This window comes from Bradyrhizobium sp., from assembly GCF_016213215.1.
Taxonomy (GTDB): Bacteria; Pseudomonadota; Alphaproteobacteria; order Rhizobiales; family Xanthobacteraceae; genus Bradyrhizobium.
On the sequence record NZ_JACRAW010000010.1, the window covers coordinates 27,639 to 51,837 of the forward strand.

A 24,199-nucleotide genomic window follows, 5' to 3' on the forward strand; every position below is an offset into this window, starting at 1 on the left:
CCTCGTCCGCCTCCTGACGAGATCCCGCTAGCGGGCACGGCGTTGGGTCGAGTGCCGCGATGCCCGGGCGCCGCGGTAACAATCTGCGTGCGGTTCTTATGTGCGTTAGAGGGCCGCGTGGCCATCGAGGTGCCGCTGCTACCGGCCTCAATGGACGTAGTGCAGGTAGTTCGGATTGAACAAAGCCGCGGTCTTCAGGGCATCGAGGTCGTTGACCGTGAGCACGCGTTCGCGAAGTACGATCAGGCCGGCGGCGCGCAGTTCCTGCAGCGTCCGGTTGAGATGCACGGCCGAGAGCCCGGTGGCGTCGGCAAGATCCATCTGGGTGATCGGAAAGGCGCAGCTGTTGCCGTCGACAAGGCCGACCGGCCGCAGCCGCTCGATGATCTCGCACAACAAGTGCGCAACCCGCTCAAGCGCCACCCGCCGGCCCATGTTGACCGCCCATTCGCGCCGGATCGCATTGCCCGCCAGCGATTCACACCACAGCGCTTCCGCGAGCGTCTTGTCGCTCGCCATCAGCTGTTCGAATTGCGGACGCTCGAGCTCGGAATAGACCACCGGAGTCAAGGTCCCGATCGAGTGGTCCATCTCGGAAAGCAAGTAGATCATCGTATCGCAGGCATCGCCCGGCAGAACGAAATTCACGATCTGCCGCCGTCCATCCTCCAGCGTCTTGTAGCGGGCGAGCCAGCCCGACAGGATGAATCGAACCCGGTCCGGGATGTCGCCTTCGCAGATCAGGTCCTGCCCGGTGCCGGCACGCAGCACCCGCTCGCGAATCGCCTTGTCGAGCGCAGCGGTCCCGCACTCGGACAAATGGCGGAACGCGCTTAACCGGCGAAGCACCGGCTGAATCTGGCTACCCTCGTGCCTGGCCGAGTTCATCAACCATCCATCGCCGGAGTGTGCACAATGCGGCGGCTCAAGGGGATCGTGGTCGTGTAATGGACTCCCAGTGGATTGAACGTCAGGTTCGTCCTCCCCTTGAACTCGAAGGCGAGCGTCCGTTCCAGCAATTCCGTGCCAAATCCCTTTCGCCGAGGCGCGGTGACGGTAGGGCCGCCGCGTTCACGCCAGTCGAAGATCAGCTGCGGGGGGATGCCGGTCTCGTCGATCCGCCAGCTGATTTCGATCCGGCCCGAAGGCTCTCTCAGAGCGCCATATTTGAGCGCGTTGGTCGCAAGCTCATGGACCGCCAGCGCGAAGGTCTCGGCGGGCTTCGGCTGAAGGCGCACGTTCGGACCCGAAATGCGCACCTGCTCGCCCTCCCGCGCGTTGTAGGCAAGCAGCTCCTCCACGATGAGATATTCGAGGTCGACGCCGCCGTCCGGATCGCGCGTCACCATGGCCTGGGTGCGGGCGAATGCGTTCAGCCTGCCGTCGAGATGGGCGGCAAAGTCCTCGACGGTCGGGCTGGTTTGGGCGGTACGCCGCGCGATCGAACGGACAACTCCGAGCGTGTTGCGGACGCGATGCTGCAGCTCCGACAGCAGCAACCGCTGCCGCTCCTCGGCGCGAATGACCGCGGTCACATCGACGAAGGTGATGACCACACCGGCAATGAAGTTCTCGATGCTGCGATACGGCAGGATACGGACGATGTAGCGCGTGCCGCTGTCCGACGCGGTGAGCTCGCGTTCGGCGCTCGCCAATGTCCGCAGGACGCGACGGACGTCGTCGTAAAGCTCCTCGATCGGGATCTTGGACTTGATGTGCGCGATCGGCCTTCCGATGTCCGTCTCCAGGACGTGCAGCACCTGGGTGATCGCCGGCGTGAAATTCATCACGCGCATGTCGTTGTCCAGGAACAAGGTTGCGATCTGCGTGCTTTCGAGGAAATTCCTCAGATCGCTGGTCGCGCGAGTCAGTTCCTGCACGCGATGCGCCAGTTCGCCGTTGACCGTGGTCAATTCCTCGTTGACCGACTGCAGCTCCTCGCGCGAGGTTTCCAGTTCCTCGTTGGCCGATTGCAGCTCCTCGTTGAGCGACTGGTATTCTTCGTTGGAGGATTTCAGTTCCTCATTCGTGCTTTCAAGCTCCTCGATGGTCGCCTGCAGCCGCTCGCGGGTGGCCCGCAGTTCGCTCTCGATCCGTTCGACGTGCTCGCTGCGCACCAATTCATTGGCGTCGCCACTCTGGTTGTCGGCGGTGCGCGCCGACCCGTCTCTGAACAAGACGACGAAATTGCGTTGCCCGTTCGGTCCCTCGGGAATGGGCTCGACCGTGATATCGACCAGAAGCCGGTCGCCCTGGAGACCGAGCGAAACCTGTCCGGCATGGGCGGTCTCGTTGATCTCGGCCGCGCGGCCGAGCGCGGTGCGCAGCTCGAGCCGGAGATCACGATGAACGAGCTGCAGGAGATCGAGCGTCGCTGCGCCGGCCGTCGGGTCGATAAAGCGCCCGGTGCGCCCGGAGAAATGCAGGACGTGGAATCTCTCGTCGGTGATGACATAGGCCGGCGCGTATCGCTCGGCGATGCGCTGGGCCCGACGCTCGAGTCCGACATCCGGCGCGAAGGCATGAACCGGCGGCACCTCGACCGGGGGTCGGCCCGAGGCGGTCGCAATCGGGAATTCCGGCGGCAGCCGCGTGCCGCTATCCACTTTTCGGAAGATGCGGGCGCGACGATCCACCGGCGCGAAGAGTTTTTGATGCCGCGTAACGTTTTCGGAATTGCCGAGGAACAGGAAGCGGTCCGGCAGCAGCGCGAAATGAAACAGCGGAATCACCCGGTCCTGCAGTTCCGAATTCAGATAGATCAGGAGATTGCGACAGGACACCAGGTCGAGCTTGGAGAAGGGCGCGTCCTTGATCACGTTGTGCTGGGAGAAGATACACATCTCCCGCAGCTCCTTGACCACGCAGTACGTGTCGCCCTCGCGTACGAACCAGCGCGCCAGCCGCTCGGGGGACATCTCGCTCTCGACGTTGGTGCGGTAGCGGCCGACCCGGGCCGTGGCCAGCGCCGGGCCGTCGATATCGGTCGCGAAGATCTGAACCTGAGGCGCCGTGTCCATCCTCGCCATGTGTTCGCGCAACAGAATGCCGATCGAGTATACCTCCTCGCCGGTCGCGCAGCCGAGAACCCAGACGCGCACCTGCTGTCCGGCCGTCTTGTTTTCGAAGATCTTCGGGATGACCAGGGTCTCGAGCAATTCGAACTCGCACTTGTCGCGGAAAAACTCGGTCACCCCGATCAACAGATCGTTGAACAGATGCTGGGCCTCGTCCTTTTCCTTGCGCAGGAAATCGACATAGGCCGCAATGTCGTCGATCTGCAACACCTGCATGCGTCGCTGCACGCGACGAAGGAAGGTGTTCTGCTTGTAGCCGTGAAAATCATTGCCGGTCTTGTGTCGGAGTATGTCCGCAATCTTCGTCAACGAGGGAGAAGCCGCGGCCAGCACCTCGTCGAAGCCCTGCTTGTCCTCAAGCCGCCGCAGATGCCGCGCGTGAACCTGGATATGTTCCGCGATCTCCTCCGCCGCGAGGACGAAATCGGCAATCGCGGCGGCATTATTGCCTTCGACGAAAGGGTCTGAAGCGTCGCTCAGCAGGCGCTCCGCGATGGCGAGGCCGCCATGGTCCTTGAGCGTGGCGACCCCCAGGGTGCCGTCTGTGCCCGTTCCGGCCAGAACGACCCCGATGGATTGCTCCGATCGGTGTTCGGCAAGCGAGACGAGAAAGCTGTCGATGGTCGCTCGCGCGCCGGGCGCCTGTTCGGCGTTTCGGACCGCAAACTGGTTGCCCTGCACGGTCGTGATCCTGCCCGCCGGGCAAAGGTAGATGGTGTTGCCCTCGATGAGCGCGCCATCGCCTGCCTCCGACAGCCTGGCGCCCTCCAGGCGCCGCAGCCTGTCGCGAATCCAGTCGTCGCTGAATGCCTCGCGCTGCTGAAGCACAAGCACGAGCGCCTGGTCCGGCGCGAGCGCAAGCCTGGAGAAGAACCGCTCGATGCTGTCCATCGCGGCGGCGGAGGCGCCGACCCCGACGATCAGCGGAGCTCGTCGGTGCCGGCTTTCTCCTGCCGCCTGCGATCCCCCATTATCATTGCTCATACGCAGAATGACTTCCGTCGCTCATAAAGATTCTGTCCAGATTTGCTGATCTACCTTAGCCGAACCGTCTGACCGGCAAAATAGCCGTTCGCCTGGAAGCCGGCGCGCCTCCAGGCACGCCTTTGACGGTGCAACGGCGCACCCCCAGGCAGGATCATCCGCGGAAGTGGCCCCCCGGGTCAGCGGGGGTAGCTGCGGGCGACGACCCGGTGCAGGGCAAGATCACGGCGCCTCGGACTACCCGGCCTGAGTTCGCCCTTCGAGGTAAGCGATCCGGCGCTCGATCAGGTTGCGGTGGCGCTCCCATTCGATCAGTGTCTGCCTGAGCAAAGCCGCGAGACGCTCGGCTTGCTCGGCATCGCGCTCCGAGTCATGCACGATCGTCAGGAGAGCCTTCTGGTTCCGCAAGCGGGTCCGGCCGTTTTCGAGGTCGGCTTCGGCCTTCGCCAGCATCCGCTTCTCGGCCTCGATCTGAGCAGGCCGTTCCGCCGAGGTGGGTGGCACTGCCGTCATCGACCACCTCCATCGGGGCTTTGGTCGTTGCGGATCAAGTGAGTCAATTACGGCGCGGCGAATAAGGTCCGCATAACGTCGGTATTCAGCCGCTCTCGCGTCATACATTTGCGCGACGGCAGCCCGGCCGCTTTGGCGGCCGCCCTCCGCCATGCGGTGGACGAGTTCGGCGCGCTCTTCGATGATGCGCAAAGCGACGCGCAACGCTTCGTCCACCCGGCTTTCCTCATGCCGGGCCAGGGCGTCGGCGGTATAGGCGTGGCCAGCCTGGCAACGAAATCGCAACGGGCGGTCGCCTCTGATATTGGACAACACGCCGCCGCAGCCCGGACAAGTCAATGCGGTAGCATCAGCGATGTTTGTCAGGTTCTCCTTGTCGATTCCCTCGCCCGCTGCAATCGCCACCTCAAGTGCCAGTTCGGGTGAGACAGGAAGCGCCGCACCGGGCCGTTCCCGGACCAGGTCGGACAGCACGTCGCCGAGAAGCGCACCCGGAACGCAGAGATCGACCGTGGTTGCCTCCAGCGCCCGGGAGGGCATCTCGTTGACAATTGCATCCGCAGGATCCTGTACCAGCGCCACGCCGCCGCGGCGCTTGATGGCATTCAGGCCCGCTGCTCCGTCGCACAGATTGCCGCTGAGCACCACGCCAATCACGCGGGGGCCATAGTGCAGGGCGGCCGAGCGGAACAGGGGATCGATTGCCGGCCTCGCCATATTTTCGCGCGGGCCCCGGCCAAGGACGATATGGCCGTCGAACACGAGGAGATGATGATCGGGCGCGCCGACATAGACGTGCCCGCTTTGGATCGGCATGCCGTTTTCGGCCTGGCGGACCGGCAACTTGCTGGCCGCGCTGGCGACCGTGGAAAGGATGCCGATGCCACCGGAGGGGATATGCAGAACGGCCAGAATAGCCGCCGGCAGGTCAGCCGGCAGGCGGCTCAATATCTCCTTTAGCGGGTCAGTCGCGCCGGAGGAGCCTCCGATCACGACAATATCTCGGTTGCTCATGGAACCCAATGATGCCGAACGGGTTCTGGCACAAGACACGTCGCGCGCTTAGGTTCCTCGATCCCGGCGATAGATAGTTGCAGGCCAATGTCTCTATTTCAGCTAGCTGCATTTGCGGCAGGATTAGGTGCATTTGCGGTACCGGCTCCGCTCGCCGGGCGGCGGGTTCTGGTCGTCGAAGACGAATATTTTCTGGCCGACGACATCAGTCGCGAGCTGAATCTGGTTGGTGCGCAAATCCTCGGACCCGTCAACCAGATCGACGAAGCCAGCACGCTTCTGGAAAGCGGAGAGCGGGTCGACGCGGCCGTGCTCGATGTAAACGTCGCGAGCGAAATGGTCTTCCCATTGGCCCGTGCACTGCGGTCCCGAAATGTTCCCTTTCTGTTCACTACGGGTTATGACAGGAACGTTGTCGCGCCCGAATTTGACGACGTGGTGCTCCTCTCTAAGCCTCTGGACATCGCTGCTTTGGTCCGCGAGCTGAGCGACCTTCTGCAAAAGCGGTAACTCGTGTCGCGACTTGGCGACGTTGACCTCCATCAAAATGGGAAAGCTGCGGCGTGGCTTTGTCTTTTGTCTATGGCGCCGCCAATCAACCTTCCTGTCCTTGAAGATCGCCTTGAACACCTAGCCGGGCGAGACCCTTTGTTCGGGCATGCCGACTTCGTTCGGCTATTCGGAACCAATGACGCGACGCTCGGACGTCTTGAAACCTTCGCCAAAGGACACGATTGCCTGACCAGCTGGTCAAGGGCAGGGCTCAGCTTTGAGAAGAGGTTGTGCGAGCAGGCACTCAAAGCCGCCAACCAGACAAGCTGACAGCAAGCCGGTCGAGCCCTGGACGCGATCACCGCCACATCGTCGGCGCGGCGCTGAGGACCTTTTGGCCCGCTTGCTTGAGAGCGTCAGCTGGGGTCTCGCCCTTGCCGGTCTCTTCCAGCATTTTCGAAGCGACGTGCGTTGCAGCGCCCGTTTCGTTCTGGGAGGCCCCCTCGCGCATTTCGTTCACAAGGGCGCGCAGCAGAGCGGTGATGTCGGCATCAAGCATGGGAGTTCCCCTCCGACTTGCCCTCGACAAAATGCCAAGCATCTCGTCGTGCCCGAAATCAGGTATGTTAAGAATCTTGGGAGAATCCCGCAGGAGAACCAACGTAAGGCAGCGCCTTGCTTGCGAGCTGTGGGCGGCTGTCCAATCAGGTTCGGTCCGCTGCCGAATTCAGTTGAGCCTGGAGGTCGGACAGAAAATCCGCCAGCCCATGATCCACATTCGACTCGTTGCGAGGCGTCACCATGGTAATGCCCCACTTCGCCAGGACGGCCTCCTGCACGGGATTGTGCGACGGCATGAAGATGAAGGACTTCGGGCGGTCGTGCCTGTGGTCGGACTCCTCCCACATCTGCCAGATGCGATGCATCAACAGCCGGATGTTCGGATCCGACATGCTGTATCCGATGAAAAGGATGGTGTTGGCCAGCGCATCCGCACGAAACCTGACGTCCAGCGGTGAATTGAATGACAGTCGGTTCAGGAAGTCGGTCTCGGTCAGAACAAGCGAGACATCGTCGTCAAAGTCGCCATGATATTTGATGATGTGGGTGACGCCCGCCGGAGCTCCGGCGATCTCCCTGGCGTTGCCGATCTTGGCATACGGCTTACCATACACCTCGAATGCGATCTCCAGATTCCGATCGTAATTGGTGGTGTAGATAACCGGAAAGTCGAGCTCGACGATAAGCCTGTGGAGCCGCGACGCGGCAACACGGTCCGGCGCGACTTTCCAGTTTCTGTCAAGCCAGCTGCGCAGAGGCCCGATGCCGCCCCTTTTAAGGCGGTAGTACTCGGCCAGCATCTGGTAGCCATCGTGCATCCCGACGATCACGCTGCTTTCAAGCCCGAGCTCTCCGAGCAAGTGATCGATGAGAGTTTGCCAGGACGGCAGCCCAACGGCCATCGATACGCCGGCGCCGACGAACAGAATTGCGTGCTTGCGCCGCATCGCGGCTGCGAGCATTTCGTGCGGCGACGCTGCGCGCTCCAGGCCCGTTTGCGTGACGTTCATGCCTGTTGAATGACCGAAACAAGGCTCGGTTCCTAACAGAGTCCTTTGGAGGACCAGCATGTGCAGAGTTTGGGCGCATCGCGGTGTGATCGGGCGCTCACTTGCAGGCGGGCGCGCAGAGGTGGTCCTCGAACGAAACGACCTGCTTCACTAAAGTATGTTAGTGCCGCCGGCGCGCTGCTCCCGCACTCTTGAATCGACCAACGCGATCCTGACAGGCGGGGACAGGAATGAAGTTCGGCGGCAGTTCGGATCAGAGTCTTCTGACTCTTTACGAGAATGTGCGGCAGCAGCTCGCTGCAGACCTCAAGAACAGCAATGGACGTTATCGGCTGCTTGGGGAACACGCGAAGCAATACGCGCAGGAACTGCGTGACGAGATGGTTCGGCGCGGCCTTCGCTTCGAACCGATCGAATGGCCCTAGGGCGCGATGGGCCTCCGCAATCGGCAACCCCCGATCAATCGTCCGGGGCGGATCTCAACGTAGATCAAGTCGGTGCGGAGGGTCGTTAACTCCCGCTGACTAGCCTCGGCGAGCCGTGAACAGTCCTCATCCGCAGGCGGGACGAGTTGTGACTAAGATGGAAGCGCTCATCGATTTTCTCGATATCGATTCCCGTTCGCGCCGGATCGCGACGGAAATCTGGCCACTGATCGAGCCACGAATGGGCGACCTGATCGACGCGTTTTACGCCGGCGTCGGTCCGTTCACCGTCGAGCCGGAACGGACGGCGCAGACGGTCGAGCACCTCAAGACAACGCACACCCGGCACTGGAAGAACCTGTTCGAAAGCCGTTTCGACGAGGACTATTTCCGCAGTGCATCCCTGATCGGGATCCAACACTACGAGATGGGTCTCCATTCGAAGTGGCACGTCGTCGGCTATGCCAGGATGAAGAATGAGCTTTCGGCCGAGCTCTTTCGCGCGCGTCTGCCGCGCAATTCGAAAGCGCAAGCGATAACAACGCTCAACAAGTACCTGGCGCTGGACATGGCGATTTCGCTGTCATCCTACACTTGTATCCTGATCGAGTAGCGAAGCTGACGGCTGTGTGCGCCGCATCAACTCAGCGAACCCAGCCGTTTGAGCTCGGCCACATCGTGGACCTTCAGCACGCCATTCGACATTTCGACCACGCGGCGATCCCGAAAGACGCCGAGAACACGGCTGACATGAACAGCCGTCAGCCCGACCGCGTCGGCGACGTGCTGCTGGCGCAAGGGGAAGGGATACTGCTGTTCGCGGATGACATTGCGGGCCGCGATTCGCTCCGTCAGGTTCAGCAGCAGGAATGCGATGCGCTCCTCCGCAGAATACTGACCGAGGGCGGCGATCATCTCATCGCCGCATCTCGCCTCGCTCGAGCAGGTCTCGGCCAGCGCCATGACGATGGTCGGGTCGGCCGCAAGGCGGGATTGGACCTCCGTGCGCCGCATCGTGCTGATCTGGACATCGGTCAACGCCTTGACGGAGAAATGAAAGCGCTCCTCGAATACCGAAGCCACCGAGAAAAGGTCGCCGGGCAGCAGAAAACCGAGGATTTGCCGGCGTCCGTCCGCCAATTGCAGGAACCGAAAACCCCAGCCGTTGCACAGCACGAAAAGATCCGGCGATGCCTGGTTGCGCGCGACGATCTGCCTGCCGGCCGGAACGACACGATGATGTTGCCAGCCGCCGGCTGCGCCGGAAGCGATCGCACCAGTCCTCCCCAATACCGCGTCGCAAAAGCCCACGCCGTAGCGGGGGCACGATGCGCAGGGCGAAATGTTCTTCATAGTTCTCTTTGCCCGCCACCCCTGACGCCCGCGCCGCTGCGGCGTCACTCCCAAGCCCCTTGATCCAGGTTAACAACCTGCATCAACCCTTGGCGATGCGATGTTAACTGGAAATGAGAAGAATTCGCAGGTGCAGGATATGTGCGTAACTCTCGCAGGTAGTCAACGAATTTTGGTTCTCTGATTTCTTCTTTCATCCCCCAAATTGCTTGCCAAGGTGAAGAAAAATGTCCTCGACCATAGCTGCCGGCGCAGAGTCGGACCGTTACGGGCACGATCGCGAAGTCCGGCTGCATTTCATGGGCATCGAGCCCCGGACCGGTGAAGTGTTGCGCGAGTTCTGGAAGATCGTCGAGCCGAAGCTTCCGGGCATTCTCGAAGGTTTTTACGATCACGTAACCGGGGAGCCTTCCCTCGCGCGTCTGATTGGCAATGACATGCCACGGCTGAAAAAGGCACAAGGCGCGCATTGGGCGCGCTTGTTCAACGGCCGCTTCGACCACGAGTACATGCAGGGGGTCCGCTCGATCGGCCTCGTGCACAACAAGATCGGCCTGGAGCCGCGCTGGTACATCGGCGGCTACAATTTCGTGCTCGGCCGTTTGGTCGAGCTTGCGATCGCCAATTGTCGTTGGCGACCGCAGCGCCTCTCCGAGACGATAGTCGCGGTCAATCGCGCCGTCATGCTGGACATGGACCTCGCGATTTCGGTCTACCAGGAGGCGATGCTGGCGGAGCGGCAGAGACGGCAGGAGAAGGTCAGCACGGCGATCGTCGAGTTCGACGGCCAGATGAAGGCAGGACTGGCAACCGTCAGCGAGAGCGCGACCAACATGCAGGGCGCGGCCAACACGCTCGCGGCAAGCGCCGAGCAATCCACGCAGCAGTCGGCGACGGTGGCCTCGGCCTCCGAGGAGGCATCGACCAACGTGCAGGCTATCGCGGCCGCCACCGAAGAACTCAGCACTTCAATCAGAGAGATCGGCCGTCAGGTGTCGGAATCGACGAGGATTACCGGAATCGCGGTCGACCAGGCGGCGCGATCCGGCGATGCCATTCAGGAGCTCGCAAAGGCCGCGCAGCGGATCGGCGACGTCATCGAATTGATCAACACCATCGCGGCGCAGACCAACCTCCTTGCGCTCAATGCGACGATCGAAGCGGCGCGCGCTGGCGAAGCCGGCCGCGGCTTTGCCGTGGTGGCATCCGAGGTCAAGGCGCTGGCGGAGCAGACCGCAAAGGCAACCGGCGAAATCGGCGAGCAGATCGGCTCCATCCAGGACGCGACGACACGGTCGGTTACGGCGGTGCACGAGATCGGGACCACGATCGCGAAGGTCAACGAGATCGCCACCGCGATCGCGGCAGCCGTCGAGCAGCAGGGGGTGGCGACGACGGAGATCGCGCGCAACATCCAGGACGCGGCTGAGGGCACGCAGCAGGTCTCCTGCAACATCACGGGGGTCAGCCAGGCCGCCTCGGAAACCGGGCAGACGGCCGCGCGCCTTCTCGGCACGGCCGACGAGCTCGCGCAGCAATCCGTCGCGCTGCGCGCGCGCGCCGAGGAGTTCTTTGCTGCGATCAGGGTGGCGTGACGCGCGCCGCTTCAGGTTCTGGCGTCAAGCACGGCTCTGGCCGCGTCGACATAGTCCCGCCAATGGGCGTCGGCGCAACGATCAGGCCGTCGCATGCCCTGATGGTCGCGGACGTGGGCTGCTGCGATGATCCTCGCGATGCTCTCCTCGGCAACCGTGGCCTCCTGGATATCCACAGTGGGGCCGGCCGACGATGTATGCGCGGCAGCGGGACCGGCAACCAGTGCCGCGAGACCGGCAAGCAGAGTACGGCGTGACGTCCTCATTCCTCCATCCTTTCATTCTCCTGTCGCGACAGGTCGCAGGCGCCGCAGAGCGCCGGTCTCACCGGTCGCACTGCACGCGCCGGCCCCTGTTCCTGCTGGCCGCGCCGGCTCCTGAACCGGACCTGGACTCGCTTGACCGCAGGTGGCGTCCACGTGCCTTCACCGGGCGGAGGATAGACGGTGGTTCCGTCTTCGGCCAGTACAGTCGCATCAAAAGATCGATGGGACCGCTCGGCGCCGGCAGCCAGTTCGTCTCCTTGTCCTTGCCCGGCGATTTGTTCTGGATGCAGATCGTCAGCGAGCCGTCCGGATTCTTTTTCATGTCCGTCAGCATCGGCGAGTTGATCAGGTAGCGGTCGATCGGGTTCTTGATCAGGAGCTGGGTCTTGCCGTCGTACATGGTGACCGACCAGAACACATTCACCGGCGGCGCTGGCCGGCCGCCAAGGTCAGCGTGTAGTCATGTTTGCCGCCGTCGAGCGGCTTGCCGTCGCCGTCGCTGCATGGCTTGGTCCCTTATTGGGCGGAGAATGCCTGATCCGACAGCGGAACAAGACGTTCATGCAGGTCAACGGCGATCATCTGGTGGCGTGGACAAAATGGCGCAACTCATGACAGCATGCAGGCGGGTGTCGTATCCGCGACCGCCCGCGTGGAGGACGGCGTGCCGGGTGTTGTTGGAAGCGAAATGGCCGCCGCCCGTCGATCGATCCTCGCGGCAGGGCTCGTCATGGCGATGTGCCCGACGGCAGGTGCCTTCGGCGCAGATCCCGACGAGGACGGCGCCGGGAAGTCTTCTTTCCCGAACCTGTATCTCGACCTCCGAACCAGCTATTCGCAGGTGCCCGCGGGAACGCTGGCCTTCGGCTTCGGCCGTCCGATACTGTTCAACGCCCTGCAAACGCTCGCGACAACCAGTGGGGTGGCCCTTCCGACCGGCCTGCCGGCGACAAAGACTCTCAACGTCGATTTTCCGTTCACGGTCGACGTCACCGATGCCGTCTCGCTGTATGGCGGGGTTTCCGGCAGTTCGACCGAGTTTGGAAGCAGCGGCTGGTCGTCGTTTCAGGTCACGAGCTGGAATATCGGTTTTCAGGCGGATCTCTACCAGCAGAACGGCGGGATCTTTCCGACCGTGACACTGCAATCGACGCTCACCCAGTCGATCCCCAACGGGCCGCTGACCACGACTTCGTTCAACAACATCATCGAGTTCGACTACGCCCTCGACGAGGACGAAACCCGAGGCTTGCTCGCGGGCGCTCAATTCACGCATGCGAATGTCGGCAGTCCGCTGGTAAGAATCAACCCGAACACGATCGGCTATGTCGGCGGCTACTATCAATGGCCGAATAACTGGAAGTTCACGGGCCGCGTCGGCGTGCAGTCCTTTGAAGGCGCGCAGCTTCTCAACCTCACGCCGATCCGGCCGTTCACCCAGCCCGTCGTCCGGCTCGATCTCGATCGCATGGACGACAACGACAATCGCCTGTTCGGGGTGACCGCGGAGATCATGTGGTTGCCGAAACCGGCCTATCAGTTGACGGTCAGAACACCGCTTTATGCGGTTCGCAACTAACCTGCCTGTCTCGCGCCAGCGGCGTCGTCATGCGCCGTGCGTCGAGAAGGTGCTGCGGCCAGTCAGATGCTTGGCGTGCCATTTCGGGCCGGGTCCGCGCATATAGTGAAGCTCGGGCCGATAGGTATCGCAGGCCATATGGATCAGCCGGAGGCATTTCATCTTCACTGCCGCCAGGGCCGGGCGAAGCGGAATTGATGATGGATGAGTGAGTGACATGGCCCCCTCAATGCGGCTTGCCGAGCACGGAGGCGAACGGCACGACAAGAATTAATTCGCCGAGGTCATCGGCGACGAACAGGCACCAGTCGCGCCAGTCTTCCTTGCCGGGTTTCATGACGAGCGAGCGTACGAGGGAGCTGGCGTGGTCGCGCAGTTCGGCGAGATCGGCAATCGCGGTGCTGCGCGGGTCGATGAACTCGCCCTGGGCGTTGCTGCAACGAAAATGAACCTGCGTCATGTTCCGTCTCCTGCGGTGAGCGAGCTTGATCCCGGTATCGTTAGCAGCGCGCGTCCTGCTGCGAAATTCGGATGGTTCACTTAAGGACAGCTACGGGGTTGGTCAGCGACGCCGATCACATCGCGCCTGGCCGCGGAACTTGTTGCGGAACCCCTGAAGTTCCCGCTGCGATCAAACCCAAGGCGCCTGTCGGCGACTGCCTTTATGACGACAAAGGGCCGGGCCTGTCGTACGCCGAGCAGCGCGACGAGCCGCTCGGCTGATGAGCGATAGGGTGTGATTCTGCCGCCGCAGTCCTTCCTGAGGCCGTGCTGCTCGGCCTCTTCTTCGCGAAGCCCGCCCCTACTCGCCGCGCGCCCGCACCAGCCGCAAGAGTTCCTCGCCATAGTGCTCCAGCTTCTTGTCGCCGATTCCCGGTACGTTCCGTAGCTCGTCGAGCGTCGTTGGCCACGCGCGCACGATGCCGTCGATGGTGGAATCGTGCAGCACCACATAGGCTGGCACGCCGCGTTGACGCGCCACTTCCGAGCGCCACGCCCGTAGTCGTGCGCGGAGCTCGGGGTCGATATCGCCCTGCGGAGGCGCGGGCGCAGGCGCGAGATCGCCGCGGCGCGATTTGGTCCGGCTGGCGCGTATGCGCGCATGCGGTGCTTCCTCGCGCAACCAGACCTCGGTCTCGCCGCGCAGCACGCCGCGCGCGGAGTCGGTCAGCTTCAGCGCGCCAAAAGCCTCGCTGTCGCTGCGCAAATGCCCCATAGCCGCCAATTGCCGCAGCACCACGCGCCATTGCTTCTCGTTGAGCTCGCGCCCGACACCGAACACGGACAGCTTGTCGTGCCCGAACTGCGTGACGCGCTCCGTCAACCGACCTACCAGAACGTCGATCAGGTGCATGGCGCCGAAGCGCTGCCCGGTGCGATAGACGCAGGACAGGAGCTTTTGCGCCAGAATCTTGCCGTCGCGCATCTGCGGCGGCGTGAGGCAGTTGTCACAGTTGCCGCACTTGTCCGTCTTCAACGTCTCGCCGAAATAGGCGAGCAGTCGTTTGCGCCGGCAGGTAGCCGTCTCGGCAAAGCCGACCAGCGCATCGAGCTTGCCGATGGACACGCGCTTGAACGCGTCGGACGCGGCGGATTCATCGATCATGCGGCGCTGCTGCACGATGTCGGAGAGGCCGTAGGCCATCCAGGCGCTCGAGGGGCTGCCGTCGCGCCCCGCCCGGCCGGTCTCCTGGTAATAGGCCTCGATGCTCCTGGGCAAATCGAGATGCGCGACAAAGCGGACGTCCGGCTTGTCGATGCCCATGCCGAAGGCGATGGTGGCGACAATGAGGATGCCGTCCTCGTTGAGGAAGCGATCCTGGTTCCGCGCGCGCACGCTCGCCTCCAGGCCCGCGTGATAAGGCAGGGCGGGAATGCCGGCGTCGTCGAGCGCTCGAGCGACCTCTTCCACGCGGTTGCGGCTCAAGCAATAGACGATCCCGGCGTCACCCGAATGGCGCTCGCGGATGAATTCCTTGAGTTGCGCCACCGGATTGCGCTTGTCGACGATCTCGTAGCGGATGTTCGGCCGGTCGAAGCTCGACACGAATTGCGGCGCGCCCGAGAGCGACAGGCGCTCGACGATCTCCTTGCGAGTCAGTTCGTCGGCGGTCGCGGTGAGCGCGATGCGCGGGACATCGGGAAAGCGTTCGACGATTACCGAAAGCGCAACATATTCGGGGCGGAAGTCGTGGCCCCATTGCGACACGCAATGCGCCTCGTCGATGGCAAACAGGGCGATCCTGGCCTGCGCCAGCAGCGATAGGCACCGCGGTGTCACCAGCCGCTCGGGCGCGACATAGAGCAGTTCGAGGTCACCCGCCATCAGGCGCCGCTCCACCTCGGAGGCCTCCTGCGCCGACAGCGTCGAGTTCAGCACCGCCGCGTTGACGCCGGACTCGGTCAGGCCCGCGACCTGGTCGCGCATCAGGGCGATCAGCGGCGAGACGACGATGCCGCAGCCCGCACGCAGCAGCGCCGGCAACTGATAGCATAGCGACTTGCCGCCGCCGGTCGGCATCAGCACCAGGCAATTGCCGCCTGCCGTGACGTGACGGACGATCTGTTCCTGCGCGCCGCGAAAACCGGGCAGCCCGAACACCGAATGCAGCACGGAAAGGGCATCGCGCTCACGCGCGGCGTCGAAGGCTTGAGTGCTGGAGGAAGGTGGCATCGGCTTGTCCGACCGGAGCTGGGCAGCAAAAACTCCCCGGCCAGTCGCACGCCGGCGCGGTCGTGACAAGCCTGTTAGCGGCTGAATGGCTATGCGCCGATGCGGCGCAGCGCTTCGGCCACCGTTACGATCGGCATGTTGTGCCGGGCTGCTCTTTCCAGCGCATGGCGCAGGAAGGCCGGCGAGCAGCCGAAGGGGCTCGGGCGATTGGTCACGTCGTGGCTGTAGAAGATCAGCCAGCCGTTGCTTGTGACAGCCTGGTCGAAGGCGCGGTCGATATCGTCCGGCGTGGCATCGTGCTCGATCAGCGGGATCGCGTGAAGGAATTGCAGGTCGATGACGCCGCGGTTGACACCGGGCTGGATGCCGCGCGAGGAGCGAAAGGTCTTCGTAAGCTGGATTTTTCGCGGCAGGGAGGCGAAGCCGAAGGGGTAGGCGAAGTTCTCCAGCCGGATCGAGGGATCAAGCCTGTTGAAATAGTCGCGGTTCTTCTCGATCTCCGCGGCCAGGCCGGCCTCGTCCAGTTCGCCCGCGCGCCGGTGCGAATAGGTGTGGCAGGCGATTTCGTGGCCGCCGTGGTGAAGCGCCAGGATGGCCTCGCGGCTGATCCCGAGCCAGTGGTCGGACGGTTGGTCGACCAGCGAGCCGGCGAGGTAGAACGTGCCGCGCCCGCCAAAAGCCTCCAGCAGCGGCGCGCCGGTTTCGGCCGCGCTGTCCGGCGCGTCGTCAAAGGTGAAGCTGACCATCGGCCCAAGGTCCGGCAGGCGCAGCGGCGTTGACGCGAGATGGCGTGCCAGCCGGTTGCTGACGCGACCTTTGATTTCCGACCAGACCGAACGCATTCCATTCACTTTCGAGAACCGGGGTGGACGGCTCAGCACCAGCGGCAATTCAAGTCACCGAACCATTTGCGATTGCGGTCAGGCAAGCACCGTTCGGCACTATCCTAAACGGGAACCCGCCGCCTCGACGCTGGACGGCCTTCATCGCGCGGGCAGCGCAGCAACGGCGCCCTCGGCGAGGTCATCGAGCCAGTTCCTGAAAAGGACGGCGGCGGCGGTCCCGGCCGCAATATCGGAACGAAGAGTGAGCGCCGGCAGGTCGGCCGCGAGCGCCGGATGGCGCTGGTGCCTCGCCCGCTTCTCGAAGCGCGCGAGCCTGTCCTCCGTCGCCGCGTCGAAATAGCTCGCCGGCACGGCCGGATAGGCGTCGCGCTCGCGCGAAAGAAAACGGCCGACGTCGCGCAGATATTCGCGCTGCAAAGACAGCGCGTCGTATTCGGGGTGGCCCTGGAAAAACACAAAGCGGCTTGAGAACTGCCGCACGAAGATGTCGACGCCGGCGTCCTTCGACCGCGTCACCACCTGATAGCCGCGCGCGAGCAGGTCGCTTTCCGTGACTTCGTTGAGCCGCGAGTGCGGCACTTTCAGCGTCCCGGGCGCATAGCTGATCAGCGGGTCGTGCGACACCCGTTCGCAGCCGTAGATGCCGGAACACTTGCTTTGAAGCCGACGTCGCTCGATGCCGTCCAGATGCAGCACTGCCGCGTGCGCGGCCAGGCACGACCAGATCGTCGAACGCGTGTTGTCCTTGGCCCAGTCGACGATGTCGACGAGATCGCGCCAGAACGGCTCCAGCGGCAGGTGAGGGGCTAACGGCTCGGCGCCGGTGACGATCAGTCCGTCGAGCCTGGAACTGGTGAGGTCGGAGATGTCGCTGTACTCCGTCTCGACATGCCATTGCGCCTCCGGCGAGCGGACGACCGAGGGCAGGGAGAAGCAGTGAAAGCGCACGCGCTTGCCGCCGCTTGCCGCCTGCAGCAGCCTCATGAACTGCCGCTCGGTCGCCTTCAGCGCCGGATCCGGCATGTTGTTGATGAGGCCGATGGTCAGTTCGATGCTGGATCGTTGCGACTGCGCGAACTCGTCCTCTCCCGGCGCGAGCGCGGGACTGGAGATGCCCTGGTCCTTGTCGATCAGCACGGGCATGGCGGATTTCGGTTACTCCGCGGCCTCGAGGCGGGACGGGCAGGCCCGGGCCAGCGCCTGGTCGATGTCCTCGATGATGTCGGCAACGTGCTCGATGCCGATGGACAGCCGGATTGTCTCCGGCAGCACGCCGGCCGTGCGCTGCTGCTCGGCCGACATCTGCCGATGCGTGGTCGAGGCGGGATGGCAGGCGAGCGACTTGGCGTCGCCGATATTGACAAGGCGGGTGATCAGCTTCAGCGAGTCGTAGAAGGTCTTGCCGGATTCCATCCCGCCCTTGATGCCGAAAGTGAAGAGCGAGGAGGCGTTGCCGCCCAGATACTTTTGCACGAGCGGGTAATACGGGCTGTCCGGAAAGCCCGCGTAGTTGACCCAGGCGACGCGCGGGTCGCCGCGCAGGAATTCCGCCACCTTCCGGGCGTTTTCGACATGGCGCTCGATGCGCAGCGCCACGGTTTCGATGCCCTGCAGCAGCAGGAAGGCGTTGAACGGCGACAGCACCGCGCCCATGGTGCGCTGGTAGATGCTGCGCGCGCGTTCGATGAACGCTTTCGGCCCGAAGCGTTCGGCATAGACCAGGCCATGATAGGAAGCATCCGGCTTGTTGAAGGCGGGGAAACGGTCGGCATGCTTGCCCCAGGCAAAGCGTCCGGAGTCGACGATCATGCCGCCGAGCGTCGTGCCGTGGCCGCCCATGAACTTGGTCAGCGAATGCACCGCGATGTCGGCGCCGTAGTCGAAGGGTTTGAGCAGGATCGGGGTCGCCACCGTGTTGTCGACGATCAGCGGCACGCCGTTGCGATGCGCGACTTTCGCCAGCGCCTCGATATCGCAGACATTGCCGGCCGGATTGCCGATGGTCTCGGCAAACACCGCCCTGGTGTCCTCGTCGATCAGCCTTTCGATGGCGTCCGCACTGTCGCTCATCGCAAAACGTCCGACGATGCCCTGGCGTGGCAGGATGTGGGAAAGCAGAGTGTGCGTGGTGCCGTAAAGCTGCGGCACGGAAACGATGTTGCCGCCGTGGTCGGCGACGTTGACAAAGGAGAAATGCAGCGCGGCCTGGCCGGTCGCGACCGCGAGCGCGCCGACGCCGCCCTCCAGCTCACTGACGCGCTTTTCGAGAACGGCGGTGGTCGGATTGGCAATGCGGCTGTAACGGAAGCCTTCGACCTCGAGATTGAACAGGGCCGCGCCGTGATCGGCGCTGTCGAAGGCGTAAGCAGCGGTCTGGTAGATCGGAACGGCGACGGCCTTGGTGGTCGGATCCGCTTCGTAGCCGGCGTGAATAGCGATCGTTTCGTTGCGCATCGTTCACCTCTGCGTCGGATTCGCACCGTTCTTGGCGATGCAGGTATCCGACGCTGAGGTGTTAGAGGCGGGGGGTAAAGCGGGCAATAATTCGCGTAGAGATCGACGAAATAACCCTAACGGATGCTGGTTAATTGGCTAAAATCTGGATGAATTTCTTAAGCATGACGGGATCCTCATGATTTGCTGCCGCATCATCGGTCGGAGCCTCTCCCCGACTTGGGCTCCGACTTGGGAGAGGTTAAAGACCTTGCGCCTCACGACTTCACCGCGCGCCTGACTTGCTCGCCGATCTGGGACAGGACCAGCTGCGCCTGCGGCAGAAGCGCGCCCATGGCGTGGAAATTGTGCACCATGCCCTCGTGGCAGATGTGCTCCACCGCGACGCCGGCGGCGAGCAGCTTTCGCGCATAGGCATTGCCCTCGTCCCGCATCGGATCGAACTCGGCGGTGTGGATGATCGCCTGCGGCAGGCCCGCGAGCCTTGCGGCGCGCAGCGGCGAAATCTTCGGATCGGCGAGATCGGCGTCATCGGGCAGGTAGTCGGCGAGATCGGCTTCAATGGTAAAACGGTCGATGAGGTGGTTTTCCGCAAAAGCCTCCCGCGACGGCGAGGTCTCCTCGAAATTGAGGACCGGGCAGATCAGGCACTGCGCCACCAGCGAAAGCCCCGCGTTTTGCAGCGCCTCCTGGCACACGACGGCGGCAAGCGTTGCTCCCGCGGAGTCGCCGCCGACCACCAGCCTGCTCGCATCGATCCCGAGCGAGGATGCTTCCCGCGCCACCCACTCGGTCGCCGCAATGGCGTCCTCCACTGCGGCCGGGAACTTGTGCTCGGGCGCGAGCCGGTAATCGACCGAGATCAGGCGGCAGCCGGTCGAATGCGCCAGCGCGGCGGCGATGCGGTCATGGGTTTCGATGCTGCCGGCGACAAGACCACCGCCATGAAAGAACACGAAGCCCGGCGCGTGCTCGGGCATGTCCGCCGGTGAATAGACGCGGTAGCGAATCTCGCCTCCGGGCCCGGGCAATGTCCCATCCGTGGCGTTCACGCCGGCGGCCTCCGCGCGTGCAAACTGCATCAGTCTTGCAAGCGACTGGCGACGGGCCTCCACGCTGGGCCGCGACCGGTCGGCAGGGGTGGCCGCGGCCATTATGGTCAACAAACGTTTGGCAAGCGGATCGAGGGGCATGCGAACTCCACGCCTTTCTATAACATGAGGAGACGTCCTGCGCACACTCACTTCACTCCAAGGCGGAGCGAGTAAAGCTGCCGTGCTGCGGCTATAGCGGAGCGAATCCTTTAAGGAATTCGGACAATAGTAGCCGCCTATAATGGCCGTCCGGCCGTGTTGGGAAGCGTGATCATGGCCTACATTGCTAAACCTGTCAGCTATTCGCCGACCTGGACCTTCTTCGAAGGCGAGTGGCACGAGGGCAACGTGCCGATCATGGGCGTGCGCACCCATGCCGCCTGGCTCGCCTCGACCGTGTTCGACGGCGCGCGCGCCTTCGAAGGCGTCGCGCCAGATCTCGATCGGCATTGCGCGCGCGTGAACCAGTCCGCAGCCAATTTCAGGCTCAAGCCGTTCGTCGATACCGAGACCTGGATCGCGCTGGCACGTGAAGGCATCGCGCGCTTTTCCCCCAAGGCCGAACTCTACATCCGCCCCATGTACTGGGCGCAGACCGGCTCCGGCGGCGGGGTGCTGTTCGATCCCGAAACCACCAACTGGTGCCTGTGCATCCACGAGGCGCCGATGCCGGCTCCGAACGGCAGCGCCATCACCCTGTCCCCGTTCCGCAGGCCAACGGCGGAATGCGCGCCGGTCGATGCCAAGGCGGGCTGCCTCTATCCGAACAATTCGCGTGCGCTGATCGAGGCCGCCTCGCGCGGCTTCCAGAACTGCCTCATGCTCGACATGATGGGCAACGTCGCCGAGTTCGGCAATTCCAACGTGTTCATGGCCAGGGACGGCGTGGTCTATACGCCGGCGCCGAACGGCACATTCCTCAACGGCATCACACGCCAGCGCGTCATCGGGCTGCTGCGAGCCGACGGCGCAACCGTGGTCGAGACCACGCTGCGCTACGCCGATTTCCTTGCCGCCGACGAGATCTTCTCCAGCGGCAACTTCGCCAAGGTCGCGCCGATCATCCGCATAGACGACCGCGAGCTCAAGCCGGGCCCGTTCTACACGCGCGCCCGCAAGCTCTACTGGGAATTCGCCCATGCAATAAAGCTGGCGGCGTGAACATGCACTCCACCCTCCCCTGGAGGGGCAATCGCATATGGCGCTTGGTGGCTGCGAAGGTGGTCGGCCTCATGGTTCGAGACGCGCCGCAAGCGGCGCTCCTCACCATGAGGGTGCGAGATCTCGCCGCGAACAAAACCTCATCCTGAGGAGCCCGCCAAAGGCGGGCGTCTCGAAGGATGAGCCGCAAAGAGACCGCCCGCCAGGTTCTCTTTCATATGCGATAGCCCTCCAGGGGAGGGTGAAAGTGCGCGTTCGCGGACCTTTGATCATGCTCGGCGGCAAATCACCCGCAAAATGCGTCAAGCCCCCGGCGCAAAAATATTTCGCTTTTCCGGAATTCGGATTCGGCGTATAGGTGATCCGTCCCGCCCGATACGAGGGGCGTATCGCGATCGTCACGAAACGGGGGCTGGGATGCGGTGGACGCGGCAGCGTCGGCGCGAACGCGTTGATTGCGGGGCGAGCCTTCGGGCTTGTGAGCGATGATCGGGCGCGCAAGACGACGATGTTGTTGCGTACGGCAAAACCGTGTGGTCCTGGCTCCGTTGCTGCAGTCAAGCACTGCGGAGGCGCATCGACCCCCCGGGTTCGATGATCGCCGCCAATTCGCGGGGCGACGGTGACAAAAGGAATTCGTCGCCGGGGAGAGCGCGCCATAAGCCGTCAAGCCACTGCGCAGGGAAGGCCGGGTGTCGTCGGCTGTACCTGTATGCTCGTGTGCAGCTTCTTTTGCGCAATTTGCACACGAGACCGCGGGTGCAGCGGGCACCCGGTCTTCCCTGCGCCCTCTGTTCGATAAGAGGGTGAGGAGATCAAGCATAGCTCGGGCAGAACATGCCGCGAGAATGCATAATTGTATCTGGTGATTGAAAATCGAATCGAAAGTCGCCACAGGCGTCATTGCGAGGAGCGAAAGCGACGAAGCAATCCAGACTTGCTGCCGTGGAGACATTTCTGGATTGCTTCGCTTCGCTCGCAATGACGGGGTGGATGGATGAGCGCGCGTCGTCCCAGCACTCAGGGGACCCATAGGATTTGGTTGGGTTGCAGAGCTTTGGCTCCGAGCTTCGCAGCAACAATGGCCTGTGGATATGGGTCCCGGGTCGCGCTCGCACGGGATAACGCTACGCGTTGCCCGAAGCTCGCTTGCCCGGGACGACGATTTTCGCGGTGTTTCCCGCCTTCGCGCGCCGCGCCCTTTACGGCCCGTACAGCACGAGCTCGGTATCGGTGAGATCGGCGAGGCGGGGACGATGCGGGCCCTTGAAATATTTTCTGCCGCGCGCCTCGGTGTAGAAACCGACCAGGCCGGGGATGCTGCCCTCGGCATCGAGAATCACCGAAATCTTGGCGAGACGAAGCAAGAGCCGGCCGATATTGCCGGCGCAGGCGACGTACTCGGCGACGTCGCGGCAGTAGATCAGCTGCATCGCGGGCGGGGCAATCCAGCCGCGGCGGATTCGTACCGGCTGCAGAATGAAGGGGAAGGCGCCATCGGCCGTCCGGCATACGAGGCTGAGGCAATTGTAGCGCGCGTGTCGGATCAACAGTTCGGCATCCGTTTCGTTCAAGCCATCGACCGCGGTCGCGTGGGGCGGGACGATCTCGATCGTTGTGTTAGGTTGCGCGGGCGACAGAAGCGGGACCGAGAAGAACAGTCCGCGGCAATAGGCCTGAAAGCCCTGCGTCTCGATGATCGGCCAGGTCCACCTTGCCGGGCTAATGTTGATGTAGGTGACTTCCTTGTGCCGCTGCGCGATCTTGGTGAGGAGCGGCGCATAATTGCGGAACGCCGGCTCGACGTACCAGCTCGACAGGTTGCACTGGATTGCGGTCTCGCCGCCGTCCTTCCTCTCCGTGTAGATGAGGAGGAGCACGCCGACCGGCGCGCCGTCATTGTCCAGCATGTAGCCGAAGCGCGGATAACCCTCCGGCACCGGGCGGAACGCCTGCCGGCGCAGGCCCTGCAGCCAGTATTCGCGCGACCTGCCGACGAAGCCGCGCGTCAGGAGGTCGGCGACGGCATCGACGTCGGACTCCGTGATCTCGCGGCACCGCACGCGGGTCTGCTTGACGCTGGTGGCACCTGTCGAAATGGGCGGCCTCGTTTGTTAGCGCCAACCTTCGACGTGGGCGTCGATCGTCCCAGGCGTCTCGATGTCGAGCACCTCGCGCACCCTGGCGGGCCATGCGAGGGGATCGGTGCCATGGACGTGGAACATGGCGACGGCGAGTCGGTCCATGCCGAAGGCGACGCAGCCGGTGTGGGCCGGCTCGCCCCTGGCATCAAGAATGTTCCAGGTGGTGCCGAAATGGTCGCGGTGATAGTTGAAGCTCATGCAGGCCGTCGGCTGCTCCTCCGAGCGCAACGGGACCAGGAGCTCGAACTTCAGGGACTGCTGCTTCTGGCTCACCGCCTTGATCTGCCCGACGCGGCCGAAGAACGGATCGCTGGCCTGATCGACGCGGAACGAAAGACCGAGATCCTGGGCGATTCCCTGCGCGCGCGCCATCCAGCGCTCGCGAAACGCCGCGACATTATCCGGGCTGCCGATGCAGACGTATTCGCGCATCCGGAACGATTGCAGGCGGTCGAGATGCCGCGACGGCTCGCGGCGGAAGCAATCGGCGGCGACGTCGAAACGCAGGCCGCCGGCCGGCAGACGGCCGCGGCTCGCCGCGATCGGATAGACGGGATAGCAGGCGGCCGGCGACAGCACGAGATCGGCCGGCGACAGCGAGCTCGTCCAGTCGCCGCCGGCGTCAAAGCGGGCGACCGCCGCGTTGATGTCGCGTTCGGTGCCGTGCAAGCCGCAGACGCAGCCGAGCAGGTTGGGGAAGCTCTTCAGATAGCCGGACTTCTCGAGCTGGGCGCGGCTCATGACCGGCGGAAAGCGCATCACCTCGGTGCCTGGCTCGCGATGCCGGCTGATCAGTGCGGCAAGCCGCTCCACCACGTCCTCGTAGAGCGCCGTGCGGGCGTAGACGCCCTCGCTGCCCATCCTGTGGAACAGCACGTCGGTCAGGTGGTCCAGCGGGTCGGCGGCCTGCGGCGCAGTCTCGAGCGAAGTTGGTAGAACGGCTACATTCATGGTTTTC

Annotated in this window: 22 protein-coding genes and 2 pseudogenes; 7 read left to right on the forward strand and 17 right to left on the reverse strand. The window is 63.6% G+C overall.

What is annotated here, in order from left to right:
* Positions 1-147 precede the first annotated feature (147 nt).
* From HY852_RS03185 to HY852_RS03195, 3 genes and pseudogenes are all read right to left on the reverse strand, one after another.
* Entirely contained in the window at positions 148-888 is a 741-nt protein-coding gene (locus HY852_RS03185) for a Crp/Fnr family transcriptional regulator (RefSeq protein ID WP_291602541.1), read from the reverse strand.
* Positions 888-4,061 carry a CheR family methyltransferase gene (locus HY852_RS03190; protein ID WP_291602544.1) on the reverse strand — a complete coding sequence of 1,058 codons (3,174 nt, stop codon included), beginning with the start codon at positions 4,059-4,061 and terminating at the stop codon, positions 888-890. The genes HY852_RS03185 and HY852_RS03190 overlap by 1 nt, the downstream gene beginning before the upstream one ends.
* 543 nt (positions 4,062-4,604) lie before the next feature.
* Positions 4,605-5,588 (reverse strand): annotated as a pseudogene (locus tag HY852_RS03195) (chemotaxis protein CheB); the annotation flags it as partial.
* A gap of 87 nt (positions 5,589-5,675) precedes the next feature.
* On the opposite strand from HY852_RS03195, the gene HY852_RS03200 reads away from it, so the two are divergent.
* Entirely contained in the window at positions 5,676-6,098 is a 423-nt protein-coding gene (locus tag HY852_RS03200) for a response regulator (RefSeq protein ID WP_291602547.1), read from the forward strand.
* Positions 6,099-6,438: 340 nt separating this feature from the next.
* Here the strand turns inward: HY852_RS03200 and HY852_RS03205 are convergent, their stop codons facing one another.
* Both HY852_RS03205 and HY852_RS03210 read right to left on the reverse strand, forming a co-directional pair.
* On the reverse strand, positions 6,439-6,639 hold the full coding sequence (locus tag HY852_RS03205; protein WP_291602549.1) for a hypothetical protein: 201 nt from the start codon (positions 6,637-6,639) through the stop codon (positions 6,439-6,441).
* A gap of 145 nt (positions 6,640-6,784) precedes the next feature.
* On the reverse strand, positions 6,785-7,651 hold the full coding sequence (locus HY852_RS03210) for an SIR2 family protein (protein WP_291602551.1): 867 nt from the start codon (positions 7,649-7,651) through the stop codon (positions 6,785-6,787).
* Between the two features lie 230 nt (positions 7,652-7,881).
* Here HY852_RS03210 and HY852_RS03215 point away from each other — a divergent pair, with 230 nt between their 5' ends.
* On the forward strand, positions 7,882-8,076 hold the full coding sequence (locus HY852_RS03215; protein WP_291602553.1) for a hypothetical protein: 195 nt from the start codon (positions 7,882-7,884) through the stop codon (positions 8,074-8,076).
* Between the two features lie 157 nt (positions 8,077-8,233).
* Positions 8,234-8,689 carry a protoglobin domain-containing protein gene (locus tag HY852_RS03220; protein WP_291602556.1) on the forward strand — a complete coding sequence of 152 codons (456 nt, stop codon included), beginning with the start codon at positions 8,234-8,236 and terminating at the stop codon, positions 8,687-8,689.
* Positions 8,690-8,715: 26 nt separating this feature from the next.
* Here the strand turns inward: HY852_RS03220 and HY852_RS03225 are convergent, their stop codons facing one another.
* A complete protein-coding gene (locus HY852_RS03225) occupies positions 8,716-9,429 on the reverse strand; it encodes a Crp/Fnr family transcriptional regulator (protein ID WP_291602558.1) in 714 nt (237 codons plus the stop codon).
* A 227-nt stretch (positions 9,430-9,656) separates the two neighbouring features.
* Between HY852_RS03225 and HY852_RS03230 the strand changes: the two genes are divergently transcribed.
* The gene (locus tag HY852_RS03230) at positions 9,657-11,024 is read left to right on the forward strand and encodes a globin-coupled sensor protein (RefSeq protein WP_291602560.1); all 1,368 of its coding nucleotides are present in this window, start codon (positions 9,657-9,659) and stop codon (positions 11,022-11,024) included.
* Positions 11,025-11,035: 11 nt separating this feature from the next.
* Here the strand turns inward: HY852_RS03230 and HY852_RS03235 are convergent, their stop codons facing one another.
* Both HY852_RS03235 and HY852_RS03240 read right to left on the reverse strand, forming a co-directional pair.
* Positions 11,036-11,290, reverse strand: coding sequence for a hypothetical protein (locus HY852_RS03235; protein ID WP_291602562.1), 255 nt, complete (start codon positions 11,288-11,290; stop codon positions 11,036-11,038).
* Between the two features lie 125 nt (positions 11,291-11,415).
* Positions 11,416-11,791: pseudogene (locus HY852_RS03240) on the reverse strand (DUF1214 domain-containing protein); the annotation flags it as partial.
* Between HY852_RS03240 and HY852_RS03245 the strand changes: the two are divergent.
* Together HY852_RS03245 and HY852_RS03250 are read left to right on the forward strand one after the other, a co-directional pair.
* On the forward strand, positions 11,753-11,905 hold the full coding sequence (locus HY852_RS03245) for a hypothetical protein (RefSeq protein WP_291602564.1): 153 nt from the start codon (positions 11,753-11,755) through the stop codon (positions 11,903-11,905). The pseudogene HY852_RS03240 and the gene HY852_RS03245 overlap by 39 nt on opposite strands.
* Before the next feature lie 115 nt (positions 11,906-12,020).
* Complete coding sequence (locus tag HY852_RS03250) at positions 12,021-12,869, forward strand: hypothetical protein (RefSeq protein ID WP_291602610.1); 849 nt, start codon at positions 12,021-12,023, stop codon at positions 12,867-12,869.
* A 27-nt stretch (positions 12,870-12,896) separates the two neighbouring features.
* Here the strand turns inward: HY852_RS03250 and HY852_RS03255 are convergent, their stop codons facing one another.
* The 7 genes from HY852_RS03255 to HY852_RS03285 all read right to left on the reverse strand — a co-directional run bounded on the left by HY852_RS03255 (position 12,897) and on the right by HY852_RS03285 (position 20,035).
* Entirely contained in the window at positions 12,897-13,088 is a 192-nt protein-coding gene (locus HY852_RS03255) for a hypothetical protein (protein WP_291602565.1), read from the reverse strand.
* 7 nt (positions 13,089-13,095) lie between these two features.
* Positions 13,096-13,329 carry a hypothetical protein gene (locus HY852_RS03260; protein WP_291602567.1) on the reverse strand — a complete coding sequence of 78 codons (234 nt, stop codon included), beginning with the start codon at positions 13,327-13,329 and terminating at the stop codon, positions 13,096-13,098.
* A 342-nt stretch (positions 13,330-13,671) separates the two neighbouring features.
* Positions 13,672-15,543: a DNA helicase RecQ gene (gene recQ / locus HY852_RS03265; protein WP_291602570.1), complete on the reverse strand. Its 1,872-nt coding sequence runs from the start codon at positions 15,541-15,543 to the stop codon at positions 13,672-13,674.
* An 89-nt stretch (positions 15,544-15,632) separates the two neighbouring features.
* The gene (locus HY852_RS03270) at positions 15,633-16,385 is read right to left on the reverse strand and encodes a polysaccharide deacetylase family protein (protein WP_291602572.1); all 753 of its coding nucleotides are present in this window, start codon (positions 16,383-16,385) and stop codon (positions 15,633-15,635) included.
* Positions 16,386-16,526: 141 nt separating this feature from the next.
* Positions 16,527-17,531 (reverse strand): homoserine O-succinyltransferase, encoded by a 1,005-nt coding sequence (locus HY852_RS03275; RefSeq protein ID WP_291602574.1) that lies wholly within the window; start codon positions 17,529-17,531, stop codon positions 16,527-16,529.
* A 12-nt stretch (positions 17,532-17,543) separates the two neighbouring features.
* Positions 17,544-18,842 (reverse strand): O-acetylhomoserine aminocarboxypropyltransferase/cysteine synthase family protein, encoded by a 1,299-nt coding sequence (locus HY852_RS03280; protein WP_291602575.1) that lies wholly within the window; start codon positions 18,840-18,842, stop codon positions 17,544-17,546.
* 257 nt (positions 18,843-19,099) lie between these two features.
* A complete protein-coding gene (locus tag HY852_RS03285; protein WP_291602576.1) occupies positions 19,100-20,035 on the reverse strand; it encodes an alpha/beta hydrolase in 936 nt (311 codons plus the stop codon).
* Positions 20,036-20,209: 174 nt separating this feature from the next.
* Here HY852_RS03285 and HY852_RS03290 point away from each other — a divergent pair, with 174 nt between their 5' ends.
* Positions 20,210-21,097 (forward strand): branched-chain amino acid aminotransferase, encoded by an 888-nt coding sequence (locus HY852_RS03290; protein WP_291602577.1) that lies wholly within the window; start codon positions 20,210-20,212, stop codon positions 21,095-21,097.
* Between the two features lie 1,202 nt (positions 21,098-22,299).
* Here the strand turns inward: HY852_RS03290 and HY852_RS03295 are convergent.
* Complete coding sequence (locus HY852_RS03295; RefSeq protein WP_291602579.1) at positions 22,300-23,160, reverse strand: acyl-CoA acyltransferase; 861 nt, start codon at positions 23,158-23,160, stop codon at positions 22,300-22,302.
* A gap of 51 nt (positions 23,161-23,211) precedes the next feature.
* On the reverse strand, positions 23,212-24,192 hold the full coding sequence (locus HY852_RS03300; RefSeq protein WP_291602580.1) for an amino acid--[acyl-carrier-protein] ligase: 981 nt from the start codon (positions 24,190-24,192) through the stop codon (positions 23,212-23,214).
* Positions 24,193-24,199 lie beyond the last annotated feature (7 nt).

Excerpts from the sequence above, each read along its gene's own strand:
- HY852_RS03185 (WP_291602541.1), bottom strand. The coding sequence starts at position 888 with ATGAACTCGGCCAGGCACGAGGGTAGCCAGATTCAGCCGGTGCTTCGC.
- HY852_RS03190 (WP_291602544.1), bottom strand. The coding sequence starts at position 4,061 with ATGAGCAATGATAATGGGGGATCGCAGGCGGCAGGAGAAAGCCGGCAC.
- HY852_RS03200 (WP_291602547.1), top strand. The coding sequence starts at position 5,676 with ATGTCTCTATTTCAGCTAGCTGCATTTGCGGCAGGATTAGGTGCATTT.
- HY852_RS03205 (WP_291602549.1), bottom strand. The coding sequence starts at position 6,639 with ATGCTTGATGCCGACATCACCGCTCTGCTGCGCGCCCTTGTGAACGAA.
- HY852_RS03210 (WP_291602551.1), bottom strand. The coding sequence starts at position 7,651 with ATGAACGTCACGCAAACGGGCCTGGAGCGCGCAGCGTCGCCGCACGAA.
- HY852_RS03215 (WP_291602553.1), top strand. The coding sequence starts at position 7,882 with ATGAAGTTCGGCGGCAGTTCGGATCAGAGTCTTCTGACTCTTTACGAG.
- HY852_RS03220 (WP_291602556.1), top strand. The coding sequence starts at position 8,234 with ATGGAAGCGCTCATCGATTTTCTCGATATCGATTCCCGTTCGCGCCGG.
- HY852_RS03225 (WP_291602558.1), bottom strand. The coding sequence starts at position 9,429 with ATGAAGAACATTTCGCCCTGCGCATCGTGCCCCCGCTACGGCGTGGGC.
- HY852_RS03230 (WP_291602560.1), top strand. The coding sequence starts at position 9,657 with ATGTCCTCGACCATAGCTGCCGGCGCAGAGTCGGACCGTTACGGGCAC.
- HY852_RS03235 (WP_291602562.1), bottom strand. The coding sequence starts at position 11,290 with ATGAGGACGTCACGCCGTACTCTGCTTGCCGGTCTCGCGGCACTGGTT.
- HY852_RS03245 (WP_291602564.1), top strand. The coding sequence starts at position 11,753 with ATGTTTGCCGCCGTCGAGCGGCTTGCCGTCGCCGTCGCTGCATGGCTT.
- HY852_RS03250 (WP_291602610.1), top strand. The coding sequence starts at position 12,021 with ATGGCGATGTGCCCGACGGCAGGTGCCTTCGGCGCAGATCCCGACGAG.
- HY852_RS03255 (WP_291602565.1), bottom strand. The coding sequence starts at position 13,088 with ATGTCACTCACTCATCCATCATCAATTCCGCTTCGCCCGGCCCTGGCG.
- HY852_RS03260 (WP_291602567.1), bottom strand. The coding sequence starts at position 13,329 with ATGACGCAGGTTCATTTTCGTTGCAGCAACGCCCAGGGCGAGTTCATC.
- recQ (WP_291602570.1), bottom strand. The coding sequence starts at position 15,543 with ATGCCACCTTCCTCCAGCACTCAAGCCTTCGACGCCGCGCGTGAGCGC.
- HY852_RS03270 (WP_291602572.1), bottom strand. The coding sequence starts at position 16,385 with ATGCGTTCGGTCTGGTCGGAAATCAAAGGTCGCGTCAGCAACCGGCTG.
- HY852_RS03275 (WP_291602574.1), bottom strand. The coding sequence starts at position 17,531 with ATGCCCGTGCTGATCGACAAGGACCAGGGCATCTCCAGTCCCGCGCTC.
- HY852_RS03280 (WP_291602575.1), bottom strand. The coding sequence starts at position 18,842 with ATGCGCAACGAAACGATCGCTATTCACGCCGGCTACGAAGCGGATCCG.
- HY852_RS03285 (WP_291602576.1), bottom strand. The coding sequence starts at position 20,035 with ATGCCCCTCGATCCGCTTGCCAAACGTTTGTTGACCATAATGGCCGCG.
- HY852_RS03290 (WP_291602577.1), top strand. The coding sequence starts at position 20,210 with ATGGCCTACATTGCTAAACCTGTCAGCTATTCGCCGACCTGGACCTTC.
- HY852_RS03300 (WP_291602580.1), bottom strand. The coding sequence starts at position 24,192 with ATGAATGTAGCCGTTCTACCAACTTCGCTCGAGACTGCGCCGCAGGCC.